The sequence below is a fragment of the Microbacterium sp. 05N427 genome (genome assembly GCF_056397105.1).
In genome coordinates, this window is the sequence record NZ_JBFTMT010000002.1 from 125430 (window position 1) to 147981 (window position 22552).

At 69.9% G+C, this 22552-nt stretch carries 21 protein-coding genes; 15 read left to right on the plus strand and 6 right to left on the minus strand.

Annotated features, from left to right (window positions below; genetic code table 11):
- Positions 1-96 precede the first annotated feature (96 nt).
- From AC1DG4_RS03200 to AC1DG4_RS03210, 3 genes are all read right to left on the minus strand, one after another.
- Complete coding sequence (locus AC1DG4_RS03200; protein WP_477380652.1) at positions 97-1068, minus strand: hypothetical protein; 972 nt, start codon at positions 1066-1068, stop codon at positions 97-99.
- A gap of 188 nt (positions 1069-1256) precedes the next feature.
- Positions 1257-2027: an SDR family NAD(P)-dependent oxidoreductase gene (locus AC1DG4_RS03205; protein ID WP_477380650.1), complete on the minus strand. Its 771-nt coding sequence runs from the start codon at positions 2025-2027 to the stop codon at positions 1257-1259.
- Entirely contained in the window at positions 2024-2884 is an 861-nt protein-coding gene (locus AC1DG4_RS03210; RefSeq protein ID WP_477421069.1) for a fumarylacetoacetate hydrolase family protein, read from the minus strand. The genes AC1DG4_RS03205 and AC1DG4_RS03210 overlap by 4 nt, the downstream gene beginning before the upstream one ends.
- A gap of 168 nt (positions 2885-3052) precedes the next feature.
- Here AC1DG4_RS03210 and AC1DG4_RS03215 point away from each other — a divergent pair, with 168 nt between their 5' ends.
- The 4 genes from AC1DG4_RS03215 (at position 3053) to AC1DG4_RS03230 (ending at position 7171) form a co-directional block, all read left to right on the plus strand.
- Entirely contained in the window at positions 3053-4360 is a 1308-nt protein-coding gene (locus AC1DG4_RS03215; RefSeq protein ID WP_477380646.1) for an L-fuconate dehydratase, read from the plus strand.
- Positions 4353-5333 carry an aldo/keto reductase gene (locus tag AC1DG4_RS03220; protein ID WP_477380644.1) on the plus strand — a complete coding sequence of 327 codons (981 nt, stop codon included), beginning with the start codon at positions 4353-4355 and terminating at the stop codon, positions 5331-5333. The genes AC1DG4_RS03215 and AC1DG4_RS03220 overlap by 8 nt, the downstream gene beginning before the upstream one ends.
- A 113-nt stretch (positions 5334-5446) precedes the next feature.
- On the plus strand, positions 5447-5866 hold the full coding sequence (locus tag AC1DG4_RS03225) for an RbsD/FucU family protein (protein ID WP_477380643.1): 420 nt from the start codon (positions 5447-5449) through the stop codon (positions 5864-5866).
- A 36-nt stretch (positions 5867-5902) separates the two neighbouring features.
- Positions 5903-7171, plus strand: a complete 1269-nt coding sequence (locus tag AC1DG4_RS03230) for an alpha-L-fucosidase (protein ID WP_477380641.1) — start codon at positions 5903-5905, stop codon at positions 7169-7171.
- A gap of 18 nt (positions 7172-7189) precedes the next feature.
- Here AC1DG4_RS03230 and AC1DG4_RS03235 read toward each other — a convergent pair whose 3' ends face one another.
- Positions 7190-8353: an ROK family protein gene (locus tag AC1DG4_RS03235; RefSeq protein ID WP_477380639.1), complete on the minus strand. Its 1164-nt coding sequence runs from the start codon at positions 8351-8353 to the stop codon at positions 7190-7192.
- A gap of 211 nt (positions 8354-8564) precedes the next feature.
- On the opposite strand from AC1DG4_RS03235, the gene AC1DG4_RS03240 reads away from it, so the two are divergent.
- The 7 genes from AC1DG4_RS03240 to AC1DG4_RS03270 all read left to right on the plus strand — a co-directional run bounded on the left by AC1DG4_RS03240 (position 8565) and on the right by AC1DG4_RS03270 (position 16429).
- Positions 8565-9824, plus strand: a complete 1260-nt coding sequence (locus AC1DG4_RS03240) for an ABC transporter substrate-binding protein (RefSeq protein WP_477380637.1) — start codon at positions 8565-8567, stop codon at positions 9822-9824.
- A gap of 64 nt (positions 9825-9888) precedes the next feature.
- The gene (locus AC1DG4_RS03245) at positions 9889-10833 is read left to right on the plus strand and encodes a carbohydrate ABC transporter permease (protein ID WP_477380635.1); all 945 of its coding nucleotides are present in this window, start codon (positions 9889-9891) and stop codon (positions 10831-10833) included.
- Positions 10823-11749 carry a carbohydrate ABC transporter permease gene (locus tag AC1DG4_RS03250; RefSeq protein WP_477380633.1) on the plus strand — a complete coding sequence of 309 codons (927 nt, stop codon included), beginning with the start codon at positions 10823-10825 and terminating at the stop codon, positions 11747-11749. The genes AC1DG4_RS03245 and AC1DG4_RS03250 overlap by 11 nt, the downstream gene beginning before the upstream one ends.
- Positions 11746-12720 carry an ROK family protein gene (locus tag AC1DG4_RS03255; RefSeq protein WP_477380631.1) on the plus strand — a complete coding sequence of 325 codons (975 nt, stop codon included), beginning with the start codon at positions 11746-11748 and terminating at the stop codon, positions 12718-12720. Before AC1DG4_RS03250 ends, AC1DG4_RS03255 begins: the two co-directional genes overlap by 4 nt.
- 84 nt (positions 12721-12804) lie before the next feature.
- A complete protein-coding gene (locus tag AC1DG4_RS03260) occupies positions 12805-14355 on the plus strand; it encodes a M81 family metallopeptidase (protein ID WP_477421084.1) in 1551 nt (516 codons plus the stop codon).
- Entirely contained in the window at positions 14352-15701 is a 1350-nt protein-coding gene (locus tag AC1DG4_RS03265; RefSeq protein ID WP_477380629.1) for an alpha-L-fucosidase, read from the plus strand. Before AC1DG4_RS03260 ends, AC1DG4_RS03265 begins: the two co-directional genes overlap by 4 nt.
- Entirely contained in the window at positions 15698-16429 is a 732-nt protein-coding gene (locus AC1DG4_RS03270) for a copper homeostasis protein CutC (protein WP_477421070.1), read from the plus strand. The genes AC1DG4_RS03265 and AC1DG4_RS03270 overlap by 4 nt, the downstream gene beginning before the upstream one ends.
- Before the next feature lie 103 nt (positions 16430-16532).
- Here AC1DG4_RS03270 and AC1DG4_RS03275 read toward each other — a convergent pair whose 3' ends face one another.
- Complete coding sequence (locus tag AC1DG4_RS03275; protein WP_477380625.1) at positions 16533-17537, minus strand: hypothetical protein; 1005 nt, start codon at positions 17535-17537, stop codon at positions 16533-16535.
- Between the two features lie 84 nt (positions 17538-17621).
- Here AC1DG4_RS03275 and AC1DG4_RS03280 point away from each other — a divergent pair, with 84 nt between their 5' ends.
- The 3 genes from AC1DG4_RS03280 to serA all read left to right on the plus strand — a co-directional run bounded on the left by AC1DG4_RS03280 (position 17622) and on the right by serA (position 20272).
- On the plus strand, positions 17622-18182 hold the full coding sequence (locus AC1DG4_RS03280; protein ID WP_477380623.1) for a hypothetical protein: 561 nt from the start codon (positions 17622-17624) through the stop codon (positions 18180-18182).
- The gene (locus AC1DG4_RS03285; protein WP_477380621.1) at positions 18179-18517 is read left to right on the plus strand and encodes a hypothetical protein; all 339 of its coding nucleotides are present in this window, start codon (positions 18179-18181) and stop codon (positions 18515-18517) included. Before AC1DG4_RS03280 ends, AC1DG4_RS03285 begins: the two co-directional genes overlap by 4 nt.
- 123 nt (positions 18518-18640) lie before the next feature.
- Complete coding sequence (gene serA / locus AC1DG4_RS03290; RefSeq protein ID WP_477380619.1) at positions 18641-20272, plus strand: phosphoglycerate dehydrogenase; 1632 nt, start codon at positions 18641-18643, stop codon at positions 20270-20272.
- Between the two features lie 72 nt (positions 20273-20344).
- On the opposite strand, the gene AC1DG4_RS03295 is transcribed toward serA, so the two are convergent.
- Positions 20345-20902 (minus strand): TetR/AcrR family transcriptional regulator, encoded by a 558-nt coding sequence (locus AC1DG4_RS03295; protein ID WP_477380617.1) that lies wholly within the window; start codon positions 20900-20902, stop codon positions 20345-20347.
- 67 nt (positions 20903-20969) lie between these two features.
- Between AC1DG4_RS03295 and AC1DG4_RS03300 the strand changes: the two genes are divergently transcribed.
- Positions 20970-22508, plus strand: coding sequence for an MFS transporter (locus tag AC1DG4_RS03300; protein ID WP_477380615.1), 1539 nt, complete (start codon positions 20970-20972; stop codon positions 22506-22508).
- Positions 22509-22552: the final 44 nt, after the last annotated feature.

A 22552-nucleotide genomic window follows, 5' to 3' on the forward strand; every position in this document is an offset into this window, starting at 1 on the left:
AGTGCCGCTCTGAGCGCGCGATAGCGGCTTCTTTCGCGACGGGAGCGGTGTTGGAGCGGTGGCTTTCGCGACGGGAGCGGGCGGAGCGGTGCCGGGTCAGCCGAGGAGAGCGCGACGGATCCGGCGCAGCAGTTCGACCTGGTCGGCGTAGAGGGCAGCGGTGACCTCGATCACCGTCCACCCCGCGGCGCGGAGGGCGGCGATCCGCTCCACGTCCCGCGCATACCGTGAGTGATGCAGGATCCCGTGGTACTCGATCGCGATCTTCCGGTCCGGATACGCGAGGTCGACACACGCCAGGAACCGGCCGCGGGAGTCGTAGACGTCATGATTGAGCGCGGGCTCGGGCAGCCCGGCGAGGACGATGAGGCAGCGCAGCGCGGACTCCCGGGGCGACCAGGAATCCTCGCGGACGAGTTCGACGGCTTCGCGGAGCCGAACGATTCCCACGCGCCGCCCGGATCCGATCGCGAGACGGAACTGATCGAGTGTCGCCAACGGGGGACGACCGGCGTCGGGGCGTCCCGGGCCGTCGCGCCAGGCGCGGCAGAGGTAGTCGCCTAGGGCGACGAGATCCACGAGCGGCAAGGAGCCGAGCGACGCCCACGTGCTTGCGGGAGACGCGACGGGGATCCCGTCGACGATGCGGGTCGAGGTCGTCTCGGCACGGGCGCGATGTCCGATGATTCCCGACGCCCGCACGAGCGGCGCGGTGCCGAAGACACCGATGTGCACGGGAAGTCGATCGCCGCGGACCGGGGTCCCGTCCTTCGTCGCGAGCGGCAGAGGTGCCTGCCAGAGGGCCGCCGCGGATTCTTTGCAGAGGAACTGCCCGTCTCGCAATCGAGGCGCGCACGCGCGGATTCGGTTCAGCCGCTCGCGGGCCTGCCGGGCATAGGGATCCTCGTCCTGCTCCTCCTCGTCGTCGCCCGGCTGGGTGCGGATGCCGTGGAACGGGCGTGCGAGGTCGGACCGTCGCAACCGCCCGTGTCCGACGCCGACCGCGACGGCGTCTCGCACGTGGAAGGCGCGGCCGAGCCCTTCGGGCAGACTCTGCGGAGTTCTCATCCCGGCACTCTGGCATCGTGCGCGCGCCGGCGAGCGGGTTATCCACAGGCCCCCGTCGCGCGCCGTTCCGAGGGCCCTGCGGAAAGTGCCGCTCCCGTCGCAGAAGAGGCCGTTCTGAATGCGAAATAGCGGCTTGTTTTGCGACGGGAGCGGGGTGGCGAGGCGGGCGGGACCGGCCTGGAACGGGGTTACTCCGCCCGGAGGCGCAGCTGGGCCATGCCGCCATCAACCTCGATGAAGGTGCCGGTGGTGGATCCGGAGGCGGGGCTCACGAGGTACAGCACGGCGCCGGCGACCTCGTCCGGCGAGACCAGGCGACCGTGCGGCTGGCGCGCGTTGAGCGCCGCACGCTCTGCGGCGGGGTCGGCGGCGGAGTCGAGCAGACGGCCGACCCACGGGGTGTCGGCGGTGCCGGGGTTGACGGCGTTCACCCGGATGCCCTCGCGGAGGTGATCCGCGGCCATCGCCCTGGTGAGCGCCGAGACTGCGCCCTTCGACGCGGAGTAGAGCGCACGCTGCGGCAGGCCCGTGGTCGACGCGATCGAGGCGGTGTTGCAGATCGCCGCGGCGGGCGACTCACGCAGCCACGGCAGCGCCGCGGCGGAGACGCGGGCGATGCCCGTCACGTTGATCGAGAGCACGCGGGCCCACTCGTCGTCGTCGTTCGCCGCGACGTCGCCCTGCGCGCCGATCCCGGCATTGTTCACCACGATGTCGATGCGGCCGAAGCGCTCGCCGATCGCGGCGACCGCGGCGTCCACGCTCGCCCGGTCCGACACATCGGCGGTGAACGCGGCGAAGCGCGGATCCGCGCCGGCCACGTCGCGGTCGAGCACGGCGACCTGCGCGCCCTGCTCGTGCAGCTGCGCGGCGATCGCCGCGCCGATCCCGGATGCGCCGCCCGTGACGATCGCGACGAGTCCCTCGAGCTGCGGTCCCTGAGCCTGTCGAAGGGTCATGCCTGTGCCTCCCATGCCGTGAACTCCTGACGCTRGCCGCCCAGCCCCTCGATGTCGATCTCCACGACGTCCCCGGCGCGCAGATACGGGAACTTCCCGCCGAACGCGACGCCCTGCGGGGTGCCCGTGAGGACCAGGTCCCCGGGCTCGAGGGTCATGTACTGCGAGATGTGATGCACGATCTCGGCGACCGAGAAGATCATGTCGTTCGTGTTCGAGTCCTGGCGCGGCTCGCCGTTCACGAAGCTGCGCAGGCGCAGGTTCTGCACGTCGACCTCGTCGGGCGTGACCAGCCACGGGCCGGTCGGGTTGAACCCGAAGGCCGCCTTGCCCTTCGACCACTGTCCGCCGGAGACCTCCATCTGGAAGGCCCGCTCCGAGACGTCGTTGCAGACGACGTAGCCGGCGATGTGCGCGGCGGAGTCGGCGGGGGAGTCGAGGTAGGCGGCGCGGGATCCGATCACGATGCCGAGCTCCACCTCCCAGTCGGTCTTCTCGCTGCCGCGCGGGATGGTCACCGCATCGTCGGGGCCGACGACCGTGTTCGGCGTCTTCAGGAACAGGATCGGGACCGTCGGCGGTTCCGCCCCCGACTCACGGGCGTGCGCGGCGTAGTTCTGCCCCACGCAGATCACCGCGCTGGGGCGTGCGATCGGCGGGCCGATGCGCCGCGACTCGGCGTCGGCAAGCTCCGCAAGACTCCCGGCTTCGAGAGCGGCACGCGTGCGCCCCACGGGGTCTGTTGCGAGGAAATCGCCGTTCACATCGGAGGTCACGGACCGAAGATCGTACGTACGGTCCTCGGCGATGACGACGGGGATCTCGGATCCGGGGTCGCCCAGACGCGCGAACTTCATGATTCTCCTGCCTTCTCACGGGGATGGGTGGATCCGCCGCCGGAACGACGTGCGCGGATGCATCCCGCGTTGACAGTATAGACATCCGATGTTTACACTCCAACTGTCGAGGAGCGTCACGGCCGTCTGCGCCGCAGCTCTCGACATCAGGCCCAGAACAGGAGAACCGTGAGCCGCATCGTCGCGCTGGAGACCAGCGACATCCGATTCCCCACCTCGCTCAGCCTCGACGGCTCCGATGCGATGAACCCCGATCCCGACTACTCCGCGGCGTACGTGATCGTGCGCACCGACGCTGAGGACGGCATCGACGGGCACGCGTTCGTGTTCACGATCGGCCGCGGCAACGACGTGCAGGTCGCGGGCATCGACGCGCTCGCCGGGCACCTCGTCGGCCGTGAGCTGGAACCGCTGCTGGACGACATGGGCGGCACGTTCCGGGAGATCATCGGCGACTCGCAGCTGCGCTGGCTCGGCCCGGAGAAGGGCGTCATGCACATGGCGATCGGCGCCGTGATCAACGCCCTGTGGGACATCAAGGCCAAGCGTGCCGGCCTTCCGCTCTGGCGGCTGCTCGCCCGGATGACGCCGGAGGAGATCGTCGACCTCGTCGACTTCCGCTATCTCACGAACGCTCTCACCCGCCAGGACGCGCTGGCGATTCTGCGCGACGCCGAGGCAGGCCGCGCCGAGCGGGAGCAGCAGCTGCTAGCGACCGGCTACCCGGGCTACACCACGAGCCCCGGCTGGCTGGGCTACTCGGACGAGAAGCTCGAGCGCCTCGCCCGGGAGGCGATGGCCGACGGGTTCACGCAGATCAAGCTGAAGGTCGGCGCCGATCTCGACGACGACATCCGCCGGTTCCGCAAGGCCCGCGAGGTGTGCGGCCCCGACTTCCCGATCGCGATTGACGCGAACCAGCGCTGGGAGGTGTCAGAGGCGATCGCCTGGGTGAATGCGCTCGCCGAGTTCCACCCCGCATGGATCGAGGAGCCGACCAGTCCCGACGACGTGCTCGGGCATGCAGAGATCGCCCGTGGCGTGGCGCCGATCCGTGTCGCGACCGGCGAGCACGCGCAGAACCGGGTGATCTTCAAGCAGTTGCTGCAGGCCGAGGCGATCCAGGTCATGCAGATCGACGCGGTGCGCGTGGCGGGCGTGAACGAGAACATCGCGAACCTGCTGCTCGCCGCGAAGTTCGGCGTGCCGGTGTGCCCGCACGCCGGCGGCGTCGGCCTGTGCGAGGCCGTGCAACACCTCTCCATGTTCGACTTCGTCGCCGTCTCGGGCAGCCGCGAGGGGCGCATGATCGAGTACGTGGATCACCTGCACGAGCACTTCGTGGTGCCGACCGACATCCGCGGCGGCTCGTACACCGCGCCGACCGCACCCGGCAACGGCATGGAGATGAAGGCGGCCAGCCGCGCCGAGTTCATCTGGACCGGCGAGCACCGCGAGGCAGGTGCGCATGTCTGAGTTCGTCGACACCGCCGCCCGGCCCGCGATCCCTGCCCTCGGCTACGGCGCCGCGAACGTCGGCAACCTGTTCCGTGGGCTCACCGACGACGAGGCGCTGGCCGTGCTGGACGCCGCGTGGGAGAGCGGGATCCGCTTCTACGACACGGCCCCGCACTACGGGCTCGGACTTTCGGAGCGTCGGCTAGGTGCATTCCTGCGGACCAAGCCGCGGGACGAGTACGTGCTGTCCACCAAGGTGGGACGGCTGCTGCGCCCGAACCCCGACCACGTCGCAGGCGGGCTCGACGCCGCGAACGACTTCTTTGTCCCGGATGACCTGCAGCGGGTGTGGGACTTCTCGGAGGCGGGGATCCGCGCCAGCCTCGACGAATCGCGCGAACGCCTCGGCATCGAGCGCATCGACATCCTCTATCTGCACGACCCGGAACGGCACGACCTGGATCTCGCGCTCGCCGAAGCGTTCCCTGCACTCGAGTCGCTGCGCGCGGAAGGGCAGGTGGGACGGATCGGCATCGGATCCATGACCGCCGATGCCCTCACCGCGGCCGTGCGCTCGGCCGACCTCGACACGATCATGGTGGCGGGGCGCTACACCCTTCTCGAGCAGCCCGCAGCGGCCGACGTGATCCCGGCCTGCGCCGACCGCGGCACGGACATCGTCGCGGCCTCGGTGTTCAACTCCGGTCTGCTCGCGCAGAGCGAGCCGCGCCGCGACGGACGCTACGAGTACGGCGCGCTGCCGGAGGCGCTCTGGCAGCGGCTGATCCGGATCGCCGACATCTGCCGCGCGCACGACGTGCCGCTGCCGGCGGCCGCGATACAGTACCCGCTGCAGTCCCCGGTCGTGACCTCGGTCGTGGTCGGCGGGAGTCGTCCTGAGCAGCTCCGTCAGAACGCGCAGTTCGCCGCGTTCGACATCCCGGCGGATCTCTGGAGCGAGCTGGCCTCCGAGGGCTTGATCCCCGGCTGACTCCGCCGCCCCGTCCTGTTCCGCTCCCGTCTCAAAAGATGCCGGAAAAGAGCCGGGAAAGCGGCAGGTATCGCGACGGGAGCATTAACAACAGGCGAGACGAAGGGAACGACATGCTCGAAGGAATCGACCCTCTGCTGACGGGCGAGCTGCTGCTGCACCTCGATCGGATGGGGCACTCGGATGCGGTCGTCGTGGCCGATGCGCACTTCCCGGCCTGGGCGCTCGGCGCGCGCGTCGTCGATCTGCCCGGCACGACGACGCCGGCAGTGGTCGCGGCGATCCGCTCGGTCCTGCCCCTCGACGACGCCCCCGGCATGGACCTCATGGACTCCGCCGACGCGACCGTGCTCGACGTGCAGCGCGAACTCATGGCCGCGGCCGGCACCGACGAGGAGACCACGCGTTTCGTAGAGCGCTTCGCCTACTACGACGTCGCGAAGGGCGCGTACCTCATGGTGCGCACGGGGGAGACGCGCAAGTACGGCAACGCGCTGCTGCGCAAGGGCGTCGTCGGGCCCCCTTCCGCCTGAGCCGCGCCCACCCAGGATCGAGAAGAAGAGGCAGAGATGCGACAGCAGTGGTTCGACGAGGCCCGGTTCGGGATGTTCGTGCACTTCGGCCTGTACAGCGGCGCCGCCCGGCACGAATGGGTGCAGAACTATGAGCGCCTCACGGCAGAGGAGTACCGCGCCTACTTCGACCACTTCGATCCCGACCTGTTCGATGCGGCGGCACTGGCGCGCCGCGCGAAGGCGACCGGGATGGGCTATGTCGTGCTCACGACCAAGCACCACGACGGGTTCTGCCTGTGGGACTCGGCGCTCACCGACTACACCTCCGTCACCGCCTGCGGGCGGGATCTGGTCCGCGAGTACGTCGACGCCCTGCGTGCGGAGGGCCTGCGCGTCGGGCTCTACCACTCCCTGATCGACTGGCATCACCCGGACTTCACGGTCGACGCGAACCACCCGCGTCGGGGCGACGCCGTCGAGCACGAGCGCAACCGCGACCGCGACATGGATCGCTACCGCGCGTATCTGCACGGACAGGTGCGCGAACTGCTCACGCAGTACGGCGACATCGATTACCTGTTCTTCGACTTCACCTACCCCGAGGAGAAGGACGGCTGGGCGGGCAAGGGCCCGCAGGACTGGGACGCGGACGCGCTCCTCGCTCTCTGTCGCGAGCTGCAGCCGGAGATGCTCGTGAACGACCGTCTCGGCATCCCCGCCGACTTCGTGACGCCGGAGCAGTATCAGCCGACCGCGCCGATCGTCGTGGACGGCGTGCCGCAGGTGTGGGAGGCGTGCCAGACGATCAATGGATCCTGGGGCTACCACCGCGACAACCACGATCAGAAGTCGGCCGTGCTGCTCGCTCAGATGCTCGCCGACTCCGTATCGATGGACGGCAACATGCTGCTCAACATCGGACCGGACGGACGGGGCAGCATCGCGCCGCGCGACGAAGCCGTGCTCGCGGACCTGGGCGAGTGGATGCGGCTGCACCGCGACGCGATCGTCGGCGCCGGTCATGCGCCCTTCGAGGCGCCCCGTGAGGGCGTCTACACCCGGCGCGGCGACCGCCTGTACCTGCACCTGTTCTCGTGGCCGCTGGGCTACGTGCATCTCGAGGGGCTCGCGGACCGGGTGACCTACGCGCGCCTGCTGAACGATGGATCCTGGCTGAAGACGTCCGTGACGGATCCGGATCAGGAGGCGACGCTGATGACGCCGGCGGGGGAGTCCGAGGGCACGCTCACGGTGCACCTGCCCGTGCGGCGCCCCGACGTACTGATCCCGGTCATCGAGCTGACGCTCAACCCCGGCCTCTGACGGGCTCCGGCGTCCACGTCAGGCGATGGGGTCGACCAGCTCCATCGCCAGGCGCGCGGCGCCGTACAGCGCCGCGTCAGGCCCGGTCCGCGCGGACTCGATCCGCAGCGTCTGCGTGGCGAGCGGATGACACGCCTCGTACACGCGGCTGCGCACCGCGGCGAGGAAGGGCTCGCTGGCGCTCATGCTCCCCGTGAGGAACACGGCGTGCGGGTTAAAGAAGTTGACGACGCCGGAGAGCACCTGACCGAGATGCGTGCCGGCCGTGCGCACCAGCGTTGTCGCGATCGGATCGCCGTTGCGCGCGAGCTCCAGGACCTCGGCGGCGCCCGTGACCGGAATGCCGCGCTCGCGCATCTGGCGGACGAGTCCCGCGCCGCTCGCGATGGTCTCCAGACAGCCGTGATTGCCGCAGGAGCACGGGATGTCCGCCGCCTCCGCGACGCGCGTGTGCGTGATGTCCCCGGCCGCTGCCGTCGCTCCGCGGTGCACGGAGCCCGCCACGATGATGCCGCTGCCGATGGCGGTTCCCGCTTTGACCGTGATGCTGTGCTGGTCCCGCGTGAGACTGCGGTGGTGCTCGCCCAGGGCCATGAGGTTCGCGTCGTTGTCTACGACGGCCGGCACCCCGAAGCGGTCGGTCAGCGCCTCGCCGACGCGGAAACCGGGCCAGCCGGGCATCCGCGAGGGCTGATCCACGCTCCCGGCCTCGAAGTTGACGGGCCCGGGAAGCGCGATGCCCACAGCTCGGATGTCTGCGCCCGCGGCGAGCTCGCGCAGACCCGCTTCGACGAGTGCGAGTGTCGCCTCCGGGCCGTCCGCGATCGTGATCGGGATCGTCGTCGTCCGGTCGAGGTGGCCGCCGAGATCGAGCAGCCCCAGTCGGGCGTGCTCGCCGCCGAGTTCTGCCGCGAGCACGCGGTGCGGCGTGCCGCCGAGGGACAGGCGCCGGGCTCGCCGTCCGCCGGAGGACTGCGCCTGACCGTTCTCCCGCAGGATTCCGGCGTCGACGAGCTCTTGCACGCGCAGGGAAGCGGTGGATGGTGCGATGCCGAGCAGGCGGGCGAGATCCGAGCGGGACAGCGCTTCGCCGCGGGTCACCAGCTCGACGATCTGCCGGGCATGGTCACCCGATGCGGGGGGTTCGCGGCGGTCCGTGGACCGGTCTACCGAACGTGCCATGACACTTCCTTCGAGGTCGAATGAAGATCACTCTAATGGTGAAGTCGTCAGCGATCCGGATTCATCACGGAATTCTCACGATCTGGGACAGACATCCGATGTTCGGCTGGAGTTTGATGCGTGCCTCTGACAAGATGAGGGCATAACCCCGAATTACTTCGTTCGAATTCAAACGAAGCAAGGATCTGTTCGTGCCTGAGGAGGCATTTCAATGAAGAAGACTCACCTCGTCCCCGTGGCGGCGTTCACGGTGGGCGCCGCGCTCGTGCTGACCGGCTGCGGAGGCTCGAGCAGCAGCGCGGGCGCCGACGACAAGACCGTCGTGGTGGACATGTGGGCGGGATCCGCCGACGACACCAAGGCGCTGCAGGCGCAGATCGACGTCGCCAAGAAGCAGAACCCCGATCTGAAGATCGAGCTGCGCACCGCTCCGTGGAACGACTTCTTCACGAAGCTGACCACCAACATGGCGTCGGGCAACATGGCGTGCGTCACGGGCATGAACAGCGGCATGCTGTCCGGCTACACCTCCGGCTTCCAGAAGCTCGCCGCGGACGATCTGAAGACCGCGGGCCTCAAGGAGGGCGACTTCGCCTCCGGCACCACCGAGATCCTGAAGAACAAGGGCGACCTGTACGGTCTGCCCTTCGACACCGCCACGATGCTCGTCTACTACAACGCCGACCAGCTCAAGGCCGCCGGCGCCGCCGACCCGAAGCCGGGCTGGACGTTCGACGACTTCGAGAAGACCGCCAAGGCGGCCACCCGCGACGGCAAGCAGGGCTTCGCCGTCGGCATGGGCGACTTCCAGTGGCAGGCGCTGCCGATCGCGAAGGCGGGCGTGCAGCCGGCCACGCAGGACGGCAAGCTGCAGCTCACGGACAAGAAGTTCCAGGACGCGGCGACCTGGTACGCCGGTCTCGTCACCGACCAGAAGGTCGCCCTGCCCGTCGCCAGCGCCTCCGACGGCGGCTGGGGCGAGGACCAGTACTCCAACGGCAACGCCGCGATGGCGGTCGACGGAACCTGGAACGCCGTCAGCTACCTGAAGAACGAGGCCGGCTTCACCGCCGGTATGGCGCCGCTGCCGGGTGAGGGCAAGGACTCGCTGAGCCTCATCCTCGGCTCCGGCTACGGCATCTCCAAGACCTGCAAGAACAAGGACGCCGCGCTCAAGGTGCTCGGATCCCTGCTCAGCAAGGACTCGCAGGACTACATCGCCTCCTCGGGCCGCAGCTACCCGGCGCGCACGGAGAGCCAGCCGCTCTACTTCGAGTCGATCGATGAGAAGTACCGCGCGCAGGTCGAGGAGGTCTTCAAGGCCGCCTTCGCGAACGTGCAGGGTCAGTACGTCACCGACAACTGGTCCAAGGTCGGCACCTATGTGCAGCCGCAGCTGGTGAGCGTCTACAACGGCCAGACCCCCATGGCCGACGTGCTCAAGAGCGCCCAGCAGCAGTTCGGCAAGTGATCCTCTCCCGGTCCGGCGGATCCGTCCGCCGGACCGGGACACCATTCTGGAAGAAGGAGGAACGGTGACCATCGCCGCATCCCGCCGCCGCGCGTCGCAGAGCCGACGCGGTGCTCCGCCCCGACGCGGATCCCTCATGCGTGCGGAGGGCCGTCAGGCGCTCGGCTTCGCGAGCCCCGCCCTGATCGGCCTCGCCGTGTTCACCGTCGTGCCGGTCGTGCTCTCCATCGTGATGAGCTTCTACAACTGGCCCACGTTCGGCGACAAGACGTTCAACGGCGTCGAGAACTACATCAAGCTCTTCACCTCGAGCCCGGACTTCTGGCCGGCGATGCGCAACACCGCCGTCTTCACGATCGTCTACGTGCCGCTCAGCATCGTCTGCTCCCTGATCCTGGCGATGTCCCTCGGGCCGCGGATCCGCGGACGCGGGGCTCTGCGCGTGCTGTTCTTCATCCCGGTCGTCACGCCGATGGTCGCAAGCGTCCTGGTCTGGAAGATGATGCTGCAGCCGCAGGGTCTCTTCAACGGCATCGCCCAGGGCTGGTTCGGCATGAAGCTGCCGAACTTCCTCGCCGACCCGTTCTGGGCCATGGCGATGGTCATCATCATGAGCGTCTGGCAGGGCCTCGGCTACAACATGCTCATCTTCTCCGCCGCCCTCGAGCAGCTGCCCGAGTCGGTCATCGAGGCGGCTCGGATCGACGGGGCCTCGGGCTTGCGGATGCAGTGGAGCGTCGTAGTGCCGATGATCTCGCCGTCGATCTTCTTCGCGACGATCATGACCATGATCACCTCCCTGCAGGTGTTCGCGCAGCCGCAGCTGCTCACCGGGGGCGGGCCGGGCAACGCGACACAACCCCTGGTCCAGTTCATCTACAACCAGGGTTTCAAGTTCCAGGACCTCGGCATCGCCGCCGCCGGCGCGTGGATCCTGTTCGCGCTCATCATCATCATCACCGCGCTGCAGTTCGGGGCGCAGAAGAAGTGGGTGCACTATGAGCACTGATCTGCAGCAGGCGGCCCTCGTCGAGTCCGCCGAGACGGTCGAGGTCGCGGCTGAGGACCGCGGCAAGCGCTCGAAGGCGCCGCTGTCCGCCGCCGAGCGTACCCGCCTCATCATCGCCCACGTCTTCGTCTACCTCGCGGCGCTCGTCTTCGTCTCGCCGCTCATCTACTCGTTCTTCTCGGCCCTCAAGCCGAACAACGAGATGTTCTCGATGCCGCCGAAGCTGGTCGGCTCCGAGGTGCGCTGGTCGAACTTCGCCGACGTGTTCGCGTACGGCCCGTTCCTCACCTACATCGGCAACTCGTTCTTCGTGGCGATCGCCGGAACGCTGGTCGTGCTGATCGTCTCGACGACCGCGGGCTACGCCTTCGGCCGGCTGCGCTGGAGGGGCCGGGATGCGGTGTTCGTGCTGTTCCTCGCGACCCTCATGGTCCCCGCCGAGGTGCTGGTCATCCCGATGTTCCAGGTCATGCAGTGGCTGAACTGGGTAGACACGTACCAGGCGCTGATCTTCCCGTTCGCGTTCACCGCGTTCGGCACGTTCCTCATGCGCCAGTTCTTCCGCGGGATCCCGTACGAGCTCGAAGAGGCCGCCCGCGTCGACGGCGCAGGCCCCCTGCGTTCCTTCCTGCAGATCATCCTGCCGCTCGCCAAGTCGGCGGTCGCGGTACTCTCCGTCTTCACCTTCCTCTCCTTCTGGAACAGCTACCTATGGCCGCTGATCGTGACGGTCGACTACAACGCGCACGGCACGCTCCCCGTGGGTCTCGCGACCTTCTCGGGTCTCACCGGCACGCGCTGGGATCTGCAGATGGCGGCCGCGATCATCTCCATGGTGCCGACGACGGTGCTCGTGATCGTGCTGCAGAAGCACCTGGTCAAGGGCATCGCGATGGCGGGGCTCGGCGGACGATGACGCACGACGAAGGATCCGGTGCCGGGCCGCACCGGGAGACGAGCGCGCCCGTGATCGCGGGCATCGACATCGGCGGAACGAAGATCTCCGCCGTGCTGACCGACGAGACCGGCGCGGTCCTCGCGAAGGGCGTCGTGCCAGCGCCCGCCGCGGAGGGCGGCACCGCGATGGCGGATGCCGCCGCGGATCTCGTCCTCCGGCTGTGCCGTGCACTGGACGTGTCCCTGGCCGGCGCGGGCGTCGGCGCCGCCGGTGTGATCGACCAGGATCGCGGCATCGTCGTCGCCGCCTCGGCCACGTTCACCGACTGGACCGGATTCCCTCTCGCCGCCGAGCTCGAGGGCCGCCTCGGCGCGCCGGTGTGGGTCGAGAACGACGTCAACGCCTTCCTGCTCGGCGAGCTGCGCTGGGGTGCGGCCCGAGGGGAGCGCGACGTGCTCGGCATCATGCTCGGCACCGGCGTCGGCGGCGCGATCGCCCTCGACGGAGCGGTGCACCACGGCGTCCACGGCGCGGCGGGGGAGATCGGGCACACGCCGGGCTTCAGCGACCTGGTGTGCACCTGCGGGCAGACCGGACATCTGGAGACTCTCGCCTCCGGCACCTCGATCGCGCGTCGCTACCGCGCGGCCACCGGATCCGCCGCCACCGCCCCGGAGATCGCCGATCGAGCGAGGGCGGGGGAGACCGCAGCGGTGGCCGTCTTCACGGACGCGGCGCGTGCGACGGCTCTCGCCGCCTCGGTCGCATCCTCCCTGCTCGATCTCGGCATGGTCGTGATCGGCGGAGGGGTGCGCGAGGCGTGGGATCTGCTCGAGCCCGGCATCCTGGATACGCTGCGCACCGACGCCCCGGTCTCGGGGTTCCCGTTGCGCATCGTGCCCGCCGAGATCTCCGCCGACGCCGTCGCCCGCGGGGCCGCCGCGCTCGCCTCCGCGCGACTCGCCGATATCGTCCCCGCCACCGTCTGAACCGTCCGCACTGCCTGAGAAGGAACGAAAGCCGTCATGACAGCGCCCACCCCGAACATCCGCCCCGAGGCCGACACGGTCTGGATGGGGCCGCTCCCTGCCGTCGAGGACGGAGGGCTCATCCGCCCGCGGATCGGCATCGCCGGGATCTCGATCGAGTCCAGCACGTTCTCGCCGCACATCTCCGGCGACGAGGCCTTCACGATCCGCGAAGGCGCCGACCTCGTGGGCTACTACCCGTTCCTCGACGCCGGCCGTGAACTGCGCGAGGCGGCGGAGTGGGTGCCGATCCACCACGGCCGTTCGCTGCCGGGCGGAGCGGTGGCGCCGGCCACCTATCTGCGGATGAAGGAGGCGATCGTGCGCGGCATCCGTGCGGAGATCGCCGCCGGCGGCCCGTTCGACGGATTCTTCTTCGACATCCACGGTGCGATGAGCGTCGTGGGCATGCAGGACGCCGAGGGCGATCTCGCGGCGGCCGTGCGCGCCGAACTCGGCGATGACGTGCTCGTGTCGACTTCGATGGACCTGCACGGAAACGTGTCGGAGGTGCTGCGCGACGCGCTGGATCTGCTGACCTGCTACCGGATGGCGCCGCACGAGGACTGGATGAACACGAAGGAGCGCGCGGTCTGGAACCTGCTCGCGCGCCTGCGTGGTCCGCACGGATCCGATCCGCGGCGCCGGCGCCCCTACAAGGCGTGGGTGCCCGTGCCCGTGCTGCTGCCGGGGGAGAAGACCAGCACCCGGCTGGAGCCGGCGCGGGGCATCTACGCGCAGGTGCCGGAGATCGAAGCGCTCGACGGCGTCGTGGACGCGGCGATCTGGGTGGGCTACGCCTGGGCCGATGAGCCCCGCAACATGGCGATCGTGATGGTGACCGGCGATGACCGCGCGGTCATCGCGCGGGAGGCCGAGCGTCTGGCCCGGCAGTACTGGGACGCGCGCGCCGACTTCGTCTTCGTGGGACCGACCGCGACCTTCGGCGAGGCGCTCGAGCGGGCGCTCGCGCCGGACGCGGCACGCCCGTACGTCATCTCCGACTCGGGCGACAACCCGACCGCCGGCGGGGCGGGCGACGTCTCCTGGGCTCTCGGCGAGCTGCTCGCGCGCCCGGAGTTCGTCGAGGAGGGACACGTCGTGGTGCATGCCTCCGTGTTCGACCCCGCCGCCGTGGCGCAGGCGGTGGCCGCCGGTGTCGGCGCGACCGTGGCCGTCGAGGTCGGCGGACGGGTGGATCCAGGACCGCGTGGCCCCGTTGCTCTCACGGGCGAGGTGTTCTCGATCACCGAGGGCGACCCCGAGGCCGGCACCCAGGTCGTGATCCRCTCCGGCAGCGTGCACGCGATCGTCACCGAGCGGCGCAAGCCCTTCCACCACCTCGACGACTTCCGCATGCTGGGACTGGATCCCGAGGCCGCCGACATCGTGATCGTCAAAATCGGCTACCTCGAGCCGGAGTTGTACGATCTCGCCGCCGACTGGACGCTCGCGCTCACCCCGGGCGGCGTGGATCAGGATCTGCTGCGCCTGGGCCACCACCGGCTCGCACCGGGCGTCTTCCCGTTCCACGCGGACGGCGTCCCCGCGCTCACCGCGCATGTGAGCCGTCGCGGAGAGGAGCCGTCCGCATGATGAACTTCGAGAAGCGCACCGGACCCGACTTCGGATCCGCCGCCCCCGCCTACCCGGCCGCCGGCGTGCCGGACTGGTACCGCGACGCCAAGCTCGGCTTCTTCGTGCACTGGGGTCTGTACTCGGTGCCGGCCTGGGCCGTGCAGCACGGCGAGGGCGTGAACATCCCGACCGAGGATGCCTACGCCTGGCATCAGTACGCGGAGTGGTACGGCAACACCGTGCGGATCGCCGGCAGTCCCACCTGGCAGCGGCACCAGGAGCTCTACGGACCCGGCACCTCGTACGAGGACCTCGCCGACCTCTGGGACGCGTCGTCCTTCGACGCCGACGCCTTCGTCGGCGAGCTCGTGGACGCCGGGGCCCGCTACGTCATCCCGACGACCAAGCACCACGAGGGCTTCTGCCTGTGGGGCACGGGCACGACCGGCTTCAATGCGGTGGCCCGCGGGCCCCGGCGGGACCTGATCGCGGAGCTCCACGACGCGACGCGACGTGCCGGCGCGCGGTTCGGCGTGTACTTCTCCGGAGCGCTGGACTGGCACGCGAGCGACTTCCCCGCGATCGAGTCGGACACCGACCTGTTCCGCTACCGCCGCAACGACGAGTACTTCTCGCGCTATGCGGCTGCGCAGCTGGATGAGCTCGTCGAACGGTTCTCGCCGGACGTGCTCTGGAACGATATCGAGTGGCCAGACGGCGGCAAGGGCGACGACGACTTCGCCGTCGCCGCGCTGCTGCGCCGCTACTTCGAGCACGTGCCGGAAGGCGTCGTGAACGACCGCTGGGGAGTGCCCTACCACGGCTTCCTCACCCGGGAGTACACCCACATCCCCGGGATCCTCGACGCGCCGTGGGAGTCCACGCGCGGACTCGGATACTCGTTCGGGTACAACCAGGCCGAGGACGAGCGTCAGACGCTGTCCGGGCCGGATCTGATCCGGATGCTCGTCGACGTCGTCTCCAAGAACGGGAACCTGCTCATCAACGTCGGTCCCGATGCTGCCGGGCGGATCCCCGAACTGCAGCGGCGGACGATGCGCGAGCTCGGCGCGTGGATGCGCGCGAACGGAGACGCGATCCATGGGACGCGTCCCTGGGTGCGCTTCGGCGAGGAGACGGGCGAGCCGCGTCGCTACACGCGGTCGGCGGGCGGGGTGCACGTGCACGCTCTTGATCCGAGCAGTGGCGAGCTCCGGCTCCCGGCGGAACTGGCCGACGGCGAGGCGTGGTGGGCGGACGGCTCCGCCGTGGAGTCGGTGACCGCGGCCGAGGGCACGCGGATCGTGGGCATCCCCGCGGCGCTGCGCGCCGAGCCCGTCGCGACCCTCACGGTCGTGCCATGACGCGCATCGCACTGGAGATCGCGGTCGACGGGCCGGCCGGGGCGCGGACCGCGTTCGAGGGCGGGGCGGATCGTGTCGAGCTCTGCCAGGCGCTGGCGGCGACCGGGGGCCTCACGCCCTCGGGAGCGACGATCGACGCCGTGCTCGCCGTCGCGGGTGATCCGGCGCGGGTCGCCGTGCTCGTCCGGCCACGTGTCGGCGGGTTCGTCTACAGTGCGGAGGAGATCGACCTGGTGACCGACGACATCTCCGACATCGTCCGGCGTGGGGCGGGAGCTGTCGTGGTCGGCGCACTGACCGCGGAGGGCGCCGTGGATCGCCGTGCCCTCGAGCGTTGGCGGAATGCTGCAGGCGGCGTGGATCTCGTGTTCCATCGGGCGATCGATACGGTATTGGACCCGGCGGCCCTCGTCGAGGACCTCGTCGAGTGCGGGGCGCGGCGCGTGCTGACGAGCGGAGGCGCCGCGCGCAGCATCGACGGCGTTGAGACGCTGCGCGCCCTCGCCGAAGCGGCGGCGGGACGACTGCAGCTCATGGCCGGCGGCGGCGTGCGGGTCGAGGACATCCCCGCACTGACCGGGTGCGGCGCCGATGCGATCCACCTCTCCGCCCGGCGCCCCTCGGGCGATGCCGCACCCAGCGGGCCCGGCGGCGGCAGCACCGGCTTCAAAGTGACCGACGGCGACATCGTGCGCCGCGCGGCCGCCGCGGTGCGCAGCCGGAGCTGACCCGAGGCGAGCCTGCGCGAACCGCGCTCGAACAGAAGAGCGCGACGCCCGGAAAGGGGACGTCGCGCTCTTCTGTTCGCCGCAGTTCAGCGGAGGACGGTGATCACGGGGTGCTCGTCGGCGCGGGCTCCGAGCCCGAGGACGGGGCATCCGGCACTGTGATCGGAGCGTCGGAGGCGTTCGCCCACACCGGCGCCGGCAGCGTCGTGTCGGTCTTGCCGTCGCGGATGGCGCGCAGGGCGTCGGCGATGGCGGGCGAGTTCTCCGGAACGGCGAGCCCGCACTTGCGGAGTTCGGACGCGAACTCGAGCGTGAGACGGGTCTTCCCCGCCTCGACGGCCTGGGCGGTCGTGCCGGTGCGCTTGTCGCTGCCGGTCTGGATCGCCGAGACCTGCTCGCACACGTGGTAGACGGTTCCGCCGTCGACCCAGACCACCTTGTCCTGCCCGAGCAGCTGGATGACCGTCGACTGATCGGCGGTGTACTGCTCGACGGACGAGGGGTTGAAGTCGATGCCGAGCACGACCGCGAGGGCCGCCAGCACGATGCCGACGATGCCGGCGGTGGTCTTCTGCCCCTTGCTCATGTCCTTGTTCAGGAACACCATGATGATGAGCGGCACGAACGCGATGATCGCGATGATCGCGCCCAGCTGGTTCTGCACGAAGAACCGAACGGTCTCGGAGCGACGGGCCGGATCCAGGCGATTCGCCTTCTTCCACAGGAAGGATCCGGTGATCGACAGCGCGGCGATCACGACGAAGAGGCAGAGGAGCGTGATGAACGCCCACTGCGGGAACTGCGCCGTCGCCCCCTGCTGCTCGAGGAGGCCGGTGTCGGGGTTGCGGACGAGCTTGCCGTCCTCGCCGACGTACTGGCGCTGACGCAGCAGCCAGAAGATGCCGACCGCCTCTGCGGCGATCGCGACGGCCCAGAGGACGGCGGCGATCCAGCGGAACCGGGTCGCGGTCGCCTTGGCCTCGGGGGTCGGGGTCCAGTCGGCGGGAGGATCCGCCGGACCGTCGGCGCCGGCCGCGGCCTTCGACGCGGTCGACGCGGGCTTGCTGGCCGCCGCTCTGGCGGGCTTGTGGCTGCTGTTCTCGGGCACGGTGGTCCTTTCCGCCTGATGCTGGACCTGAGCCTAGCGGCGGGGGCCCGCGGATCCGGGGATATCGGTCGCTACGCTGGACGCATGACGACCGATCCGGACGACGCGCTGCGCTGGGAGGGCGACGAGCCCGATGCGCCGGACGCTCCCGCGAACCACCCGGCTCCCGCAGCTCCCGAGGCTCAGGCCTCCGCGGATGGCGCTCCCGCCGACGCCGCTCCCGAGGCGGAGCGGGCTGCGCAGAGCGCGGCCGAGGCGCCTGCCGCGGAGCACGCGGCGACCACCGGCGCGACGACTGGCGCGACGTCCGCCGCGGAGATCCAGGCGGACGCCGACGACGAGCCCGCGGCGATCGGCAACGCCGCGCTGGTCTTCTACGGGATCATCGGCGGGGTGTACCTGCTCTTCGCTGTGGGATGGATCATAGGAGGCTTCCGGCTGCGTCCGCGCGCGTCCCTCCTGCTCGGCGACTGGACGTACTTCCCCTGGATGTGGCTCGCCGCCCTCGCGCCGATCCTGTGGTTCGCAGCCGCCTGGGTGCTGACCCGCGGCAGCGCGACCTGGATCCGGATCGTGTCGCTGATCGCCGGCGCCGCGCTGCTGGTGCCGTGGCCCTTCGTGATGTTCGGGACGGTGGGAGCATGAGCGCCGAGTCGATGACGACCGCACCGCAGGTGGAGCCGCGGCGTCCCCGCTGGCTCTTCTACACGCTGCTGGGCGTGTTTGGCCTGCTCTACGCCTACGCGATCTGGAACGCGATCGGATACATGATCCCGCTCGTCGGCCTCGCCGTCGGGGCGACGACGTGGGTGGCGCTGATCCTGGCGATCATCCTCCCCGCCGTCATCTACGTCGTCGCGATCGCGGTGACCCGGCGACGCCGGCTCGGCACGGTGGCGCTCGTGCTGCTCGCCGGCCTGGGGCTGGTGGCCGTGTTCTGGCTCGACGTGGTCGGGTACACGCTCTCCGGCGCGCACTGACCGCCCCTGTCCCGGGCCGTCACACGGTCCGGGAGGCGCTGCGCCCTCGGGTAGAGTGTTCGCACTATCGCGCCCCAACGGTGCGGCGCATCGGCCCCCTCCCTCCTGTCCCGAAGGATCTCTGTGCCTGAGAACGCCGTGAACACGTCCGCCCGCAAGCCCGTCGTCCTGCTCGCCGAGACGCTGTCTCCGGCCACGGTGGACGCGCTGGGCCCCGATTTCGACGTCCGCTCGGTGGACGGCACAGACCGGGAGGCACTGTTCGCCGCTCTCGCCGACGCCGACGCCGTGCTGATCCGCTCGGCCACCAAGATCGACGCAGAGGCGCTCTCGCACGCGCCCGTGCTGAAGGTCGTCGCCCGCGCCGGCGTGGGCCTGGACAACGTCGACATCAAGGCCTCGACGGCCGCGGGCGTCATGGTCGTGAACGCGCCCACGTCGAACATCGTCTCCGCCGCGGAGCTCACGGTCGGCCACATCCTCAGCCTCGCCCGCCGCATCCCCGCGGCCCACGGCTCGCTGTCGGCAGGGCAGTGGAAGCGCAGCTCCTACACCGGCGTCGAGCTCTTCGAGAAGACGATCGGCATCGTCGGCCTGGGGCGGATCGGGGCGCTCGTCGCCGCACGTCTGGCGGGATTCGACACGCGCCTCATCGCCTATGACCCCTACGTGACCAGCGCCCGCGCGCAGCAGCTCGGCGTGCAGCTGGTGAGCCTGGAAGAGCTCGTCGCCGAGTCCGACTTCCTCACGATCCACATGCCGAAGACCCCGGAGACCACCGGCATGATCGGCGCCGAGCAGTTCCGCGCGATGAAGCCGACGGCCTACGTCGTCAACGTCGCGCGCGGCGGTCTCATCGACGAGGAGGCGCTGCTGGTCGCGCTGCAGAACGGCGAGATCGCCGGCGCGGGACTCGACGTCTTCACCTCAGAGCCGCCGGTCGAGGGCGGCTCTGCGCACGCTCTGATCTCGCTCCCGAACGTCGTGGTGACCCCGCACCTCGGTGCGTCGACGGACGAGGCGCAGGAGAAGGCCGGCGTCTCGGTCGCGCGCTCCGTGCGCCTCGCGCTCGGCGGTGACCTGGTCCCGGACGCGGTCAACGTGGCCGGCGGCGTCATCGACCCGTACGTGCGCCCCGGCATCCCGCTCACCGAGAAGCTCGGTCAGATCCTCTCCGGCCTCGCGCACTCGCCGCTCACGAGCCTCGACGTCGAGGTGCACGGCGAGCTCAACGGCTACGACGTCGGCGTGCTGCGCCTGGCTGCGCTCAAGGGCGTGTTCACCCCGATCGTGAGCGAGACCGTGTCGTACGTGAACGCTCCGCTGCTCGCCGAGCAGCGCGGCGTCGCCGTACGCCTCGTGCAGGACGACGTCAGCGACGAGTACCGCAACGTCGTCACGCTCCGCGGCGCGCTCGCCGACGGCAGCCAGGTCTCCGTCTCCGGCACTCTGACCGGCCCGAAGCAGATCGAGAAGCTCGTCGCGATCAACGGCCACGCGGTCGAGCTGCCGATCGAGAAGCACCACGTCGTGATGCTGTACACCGACCGCCCCGGCATCGTCGCGGTGTACGGTCAGCGCTTCGGCGACGCCGGCATCAACATCGCCGGGATGCAGATCGCCCGTGAGACCGCCGGCGGCCAGGCCCTGTCGGTGCTCACGCTCGACTCGCCGATTCCCGAGACGCTCCTCGACGAGGTGCGCGAGGCGATCGATGCCGACCTGTTCCGTCAGATCGAGCTCATCGAGGCCTGACACCGTTCCGCGAACAAACCGCCGCCCCGGGTCATCCCGCGGCGGCGGTTTCTTCGTCCGGTGGGGGCGGGGTCAGCGCTCGACGAGGCGGAGCACCAGGGCGATCAAGGCGTCCAGATCCGCCCCGACGGGAACGACCCCGTCTGTGCCGTCGACAGGACCGTGCGATTCCAGGGTGTTGTTGAAGAAGAGGCCGTCGCTGAGCAGCATCACGAGATCGAGCGCGGCCTGATCACTCACGTGCGGGCGGATCGCCTCCGCCGACTCCTCGCGCATGCGGTGCAGGGCCTCGATGGCGGTGCTGCTTCCGCCCTGCGCCAGCCGGGAGACGGCGATGATCGCGCGGTCGAGGGCGTCGTTCATCATTACGGAGGTGCGCAGGTAGTACTCCACGGGGCCCTCCGGAGCGGCGCGGATCTGCGCCACGTCCTCGTCGGCGAGCCGGGCGAGACGCGCGATCATCGCGGCCGCCAACTCGTCCTTCGACCCGAAGTGGTAGAGCAGACCGCCCTTCGAGACTTCGGCTGCCCGGGCGACGGCATCGAGCGTCGCGGCGCGCTCGCCGTCCGAGAGGAGGAGGGCCTCGAAGGCGTCGAGGACGCGCTCTCTGGCATGCGGAGGTCTGGCCATATCTGTTACTATACCATCCGGACGGTTAAGTAACTCGTCCTTCCGCGATGGATCCGAGAGGTGCAACATGTCCGCTACAGCGTCGATCTCCCTGCCGGGGACCGAAGACGGCCCCCGCGTCGGTGCACGCGGCTGGGCGGCGCTGGTCGTGCTCATGCTGCCGGTGCTCCTCGTCTCGGTCGACAACACCGTGCTCTCCTTCGCCCTGCCTGAGATCTCCACGGCCCTGAGCCCCAGCGGCGTCGAGCAGCTGTGGATCATCGACGTCTACCCGCTCGTGCTCGCGGGCCTCCTGGTGACGATGGGCACGCTCGGCGACCGTTTCGGCCGGCGGAAGATGCTGCTCATCGGCGCCACCGGCTTCGCGCTCGTCTCGGCGCTCGCCGCGTTCGCCCCGACCGCGACGCTGCTGATCGCCGCCCGCGCGCTGCTCGGGTTCTTCGGCGCCATGCTCATGCCGTCGACGCTCTCACTGCTGCGCTCGGTGTTCCAGAACCGCGAGCAGCGACGGCTGGCGATCGCCGTGTGGGCGGCCGCTTTCTCCGCTGGCTCCGCCCTCGGGCCGATCGTCGGGGGAGTGCTGCTCGAGCACTTCGCGTGGGGATCCGTGTTCCTCGTGGCGGTGCCGGTACTGATCCCGCTGCTGATCCTCGCGCCGATCCTGGTGCCGGAGAGCCGCGACCCGCACCCGGGCCGGATCGACCTGCTCAGCATCCTCATGTCGATGGCCACCATGGTGCCCGTGGTCTACGCGATCAAGGAGTTCGCGGTCGACGGCATCACCCCGCTCGTCGTGATCCTGTTCGTGATCGGCGTGGGCATGGGCGTGCTGTTCGTGCGCMGGCAGCTGCGCGCCGAGACCCCGATGCTCGACATGGCGCTCTTCCGCCGTGGGATGTTCAGCGGCGCGATCCTGGTGAACCTGCTCAGCGTCGTCGCCCTCGTCGGCTTCCTGTACTACGTCTCGCAGCATCTTCAGCTCGTGCTCGGGCTCAAGCCCGTCGACGCCGGCCTCGCGCTCATCCCCGGCATGGCCGTAATGATCGTCTCCGGCCTCGTCGTCGTGCCGATCGCGCGTCGTGTGCGTCCCGAGATCCTGGTGCCGTCCGCTCTGGTCTTCTCGCTCGCCGGGTATCTCGTCGTGGCCTTCACGACGCACGCCCACGGCGTCGCCCCGCTGATCGTCGCGTTCGTGCTGCTCGGCATCGGCATCGGCGCCGCGGAGACGGTCTCGAACGAGCTCATCCTCGCCGCGGCTCCGCCGGAGAAGGCCGGCGCGGCCAGCGCGGTGTCCGAGACGGCGTACGAGCTCGGCGCCGTGCTCGGCACCACGATCCTGGGTGGCATCATCACGGCGTTCTACCGGACCTCGCTGGTCGTCCCCGAGGGTGTGCCGGAAGCGCTGGCCGACCGAGCCAGGGAGACGCTCGCCGGAGCGTTCTCCGCCGCCGAGCAGCTGCCGGGTGCGCTCGGGCAGGCGCTGCAGCAGGCCGCGGCCGATGCATTCGGCACCGGCGTCATGGTGACCTCGCTCATCGGCGGCGCGCTGGTCGTCTGCGCGGCCACGATCGCCGCACTCACCCTCGGCCGCCGCCTCGGCAACTGACCTCCGCATTCCGAGTCGTCCCCGTCAGCGGAGCCCAGAGGGTG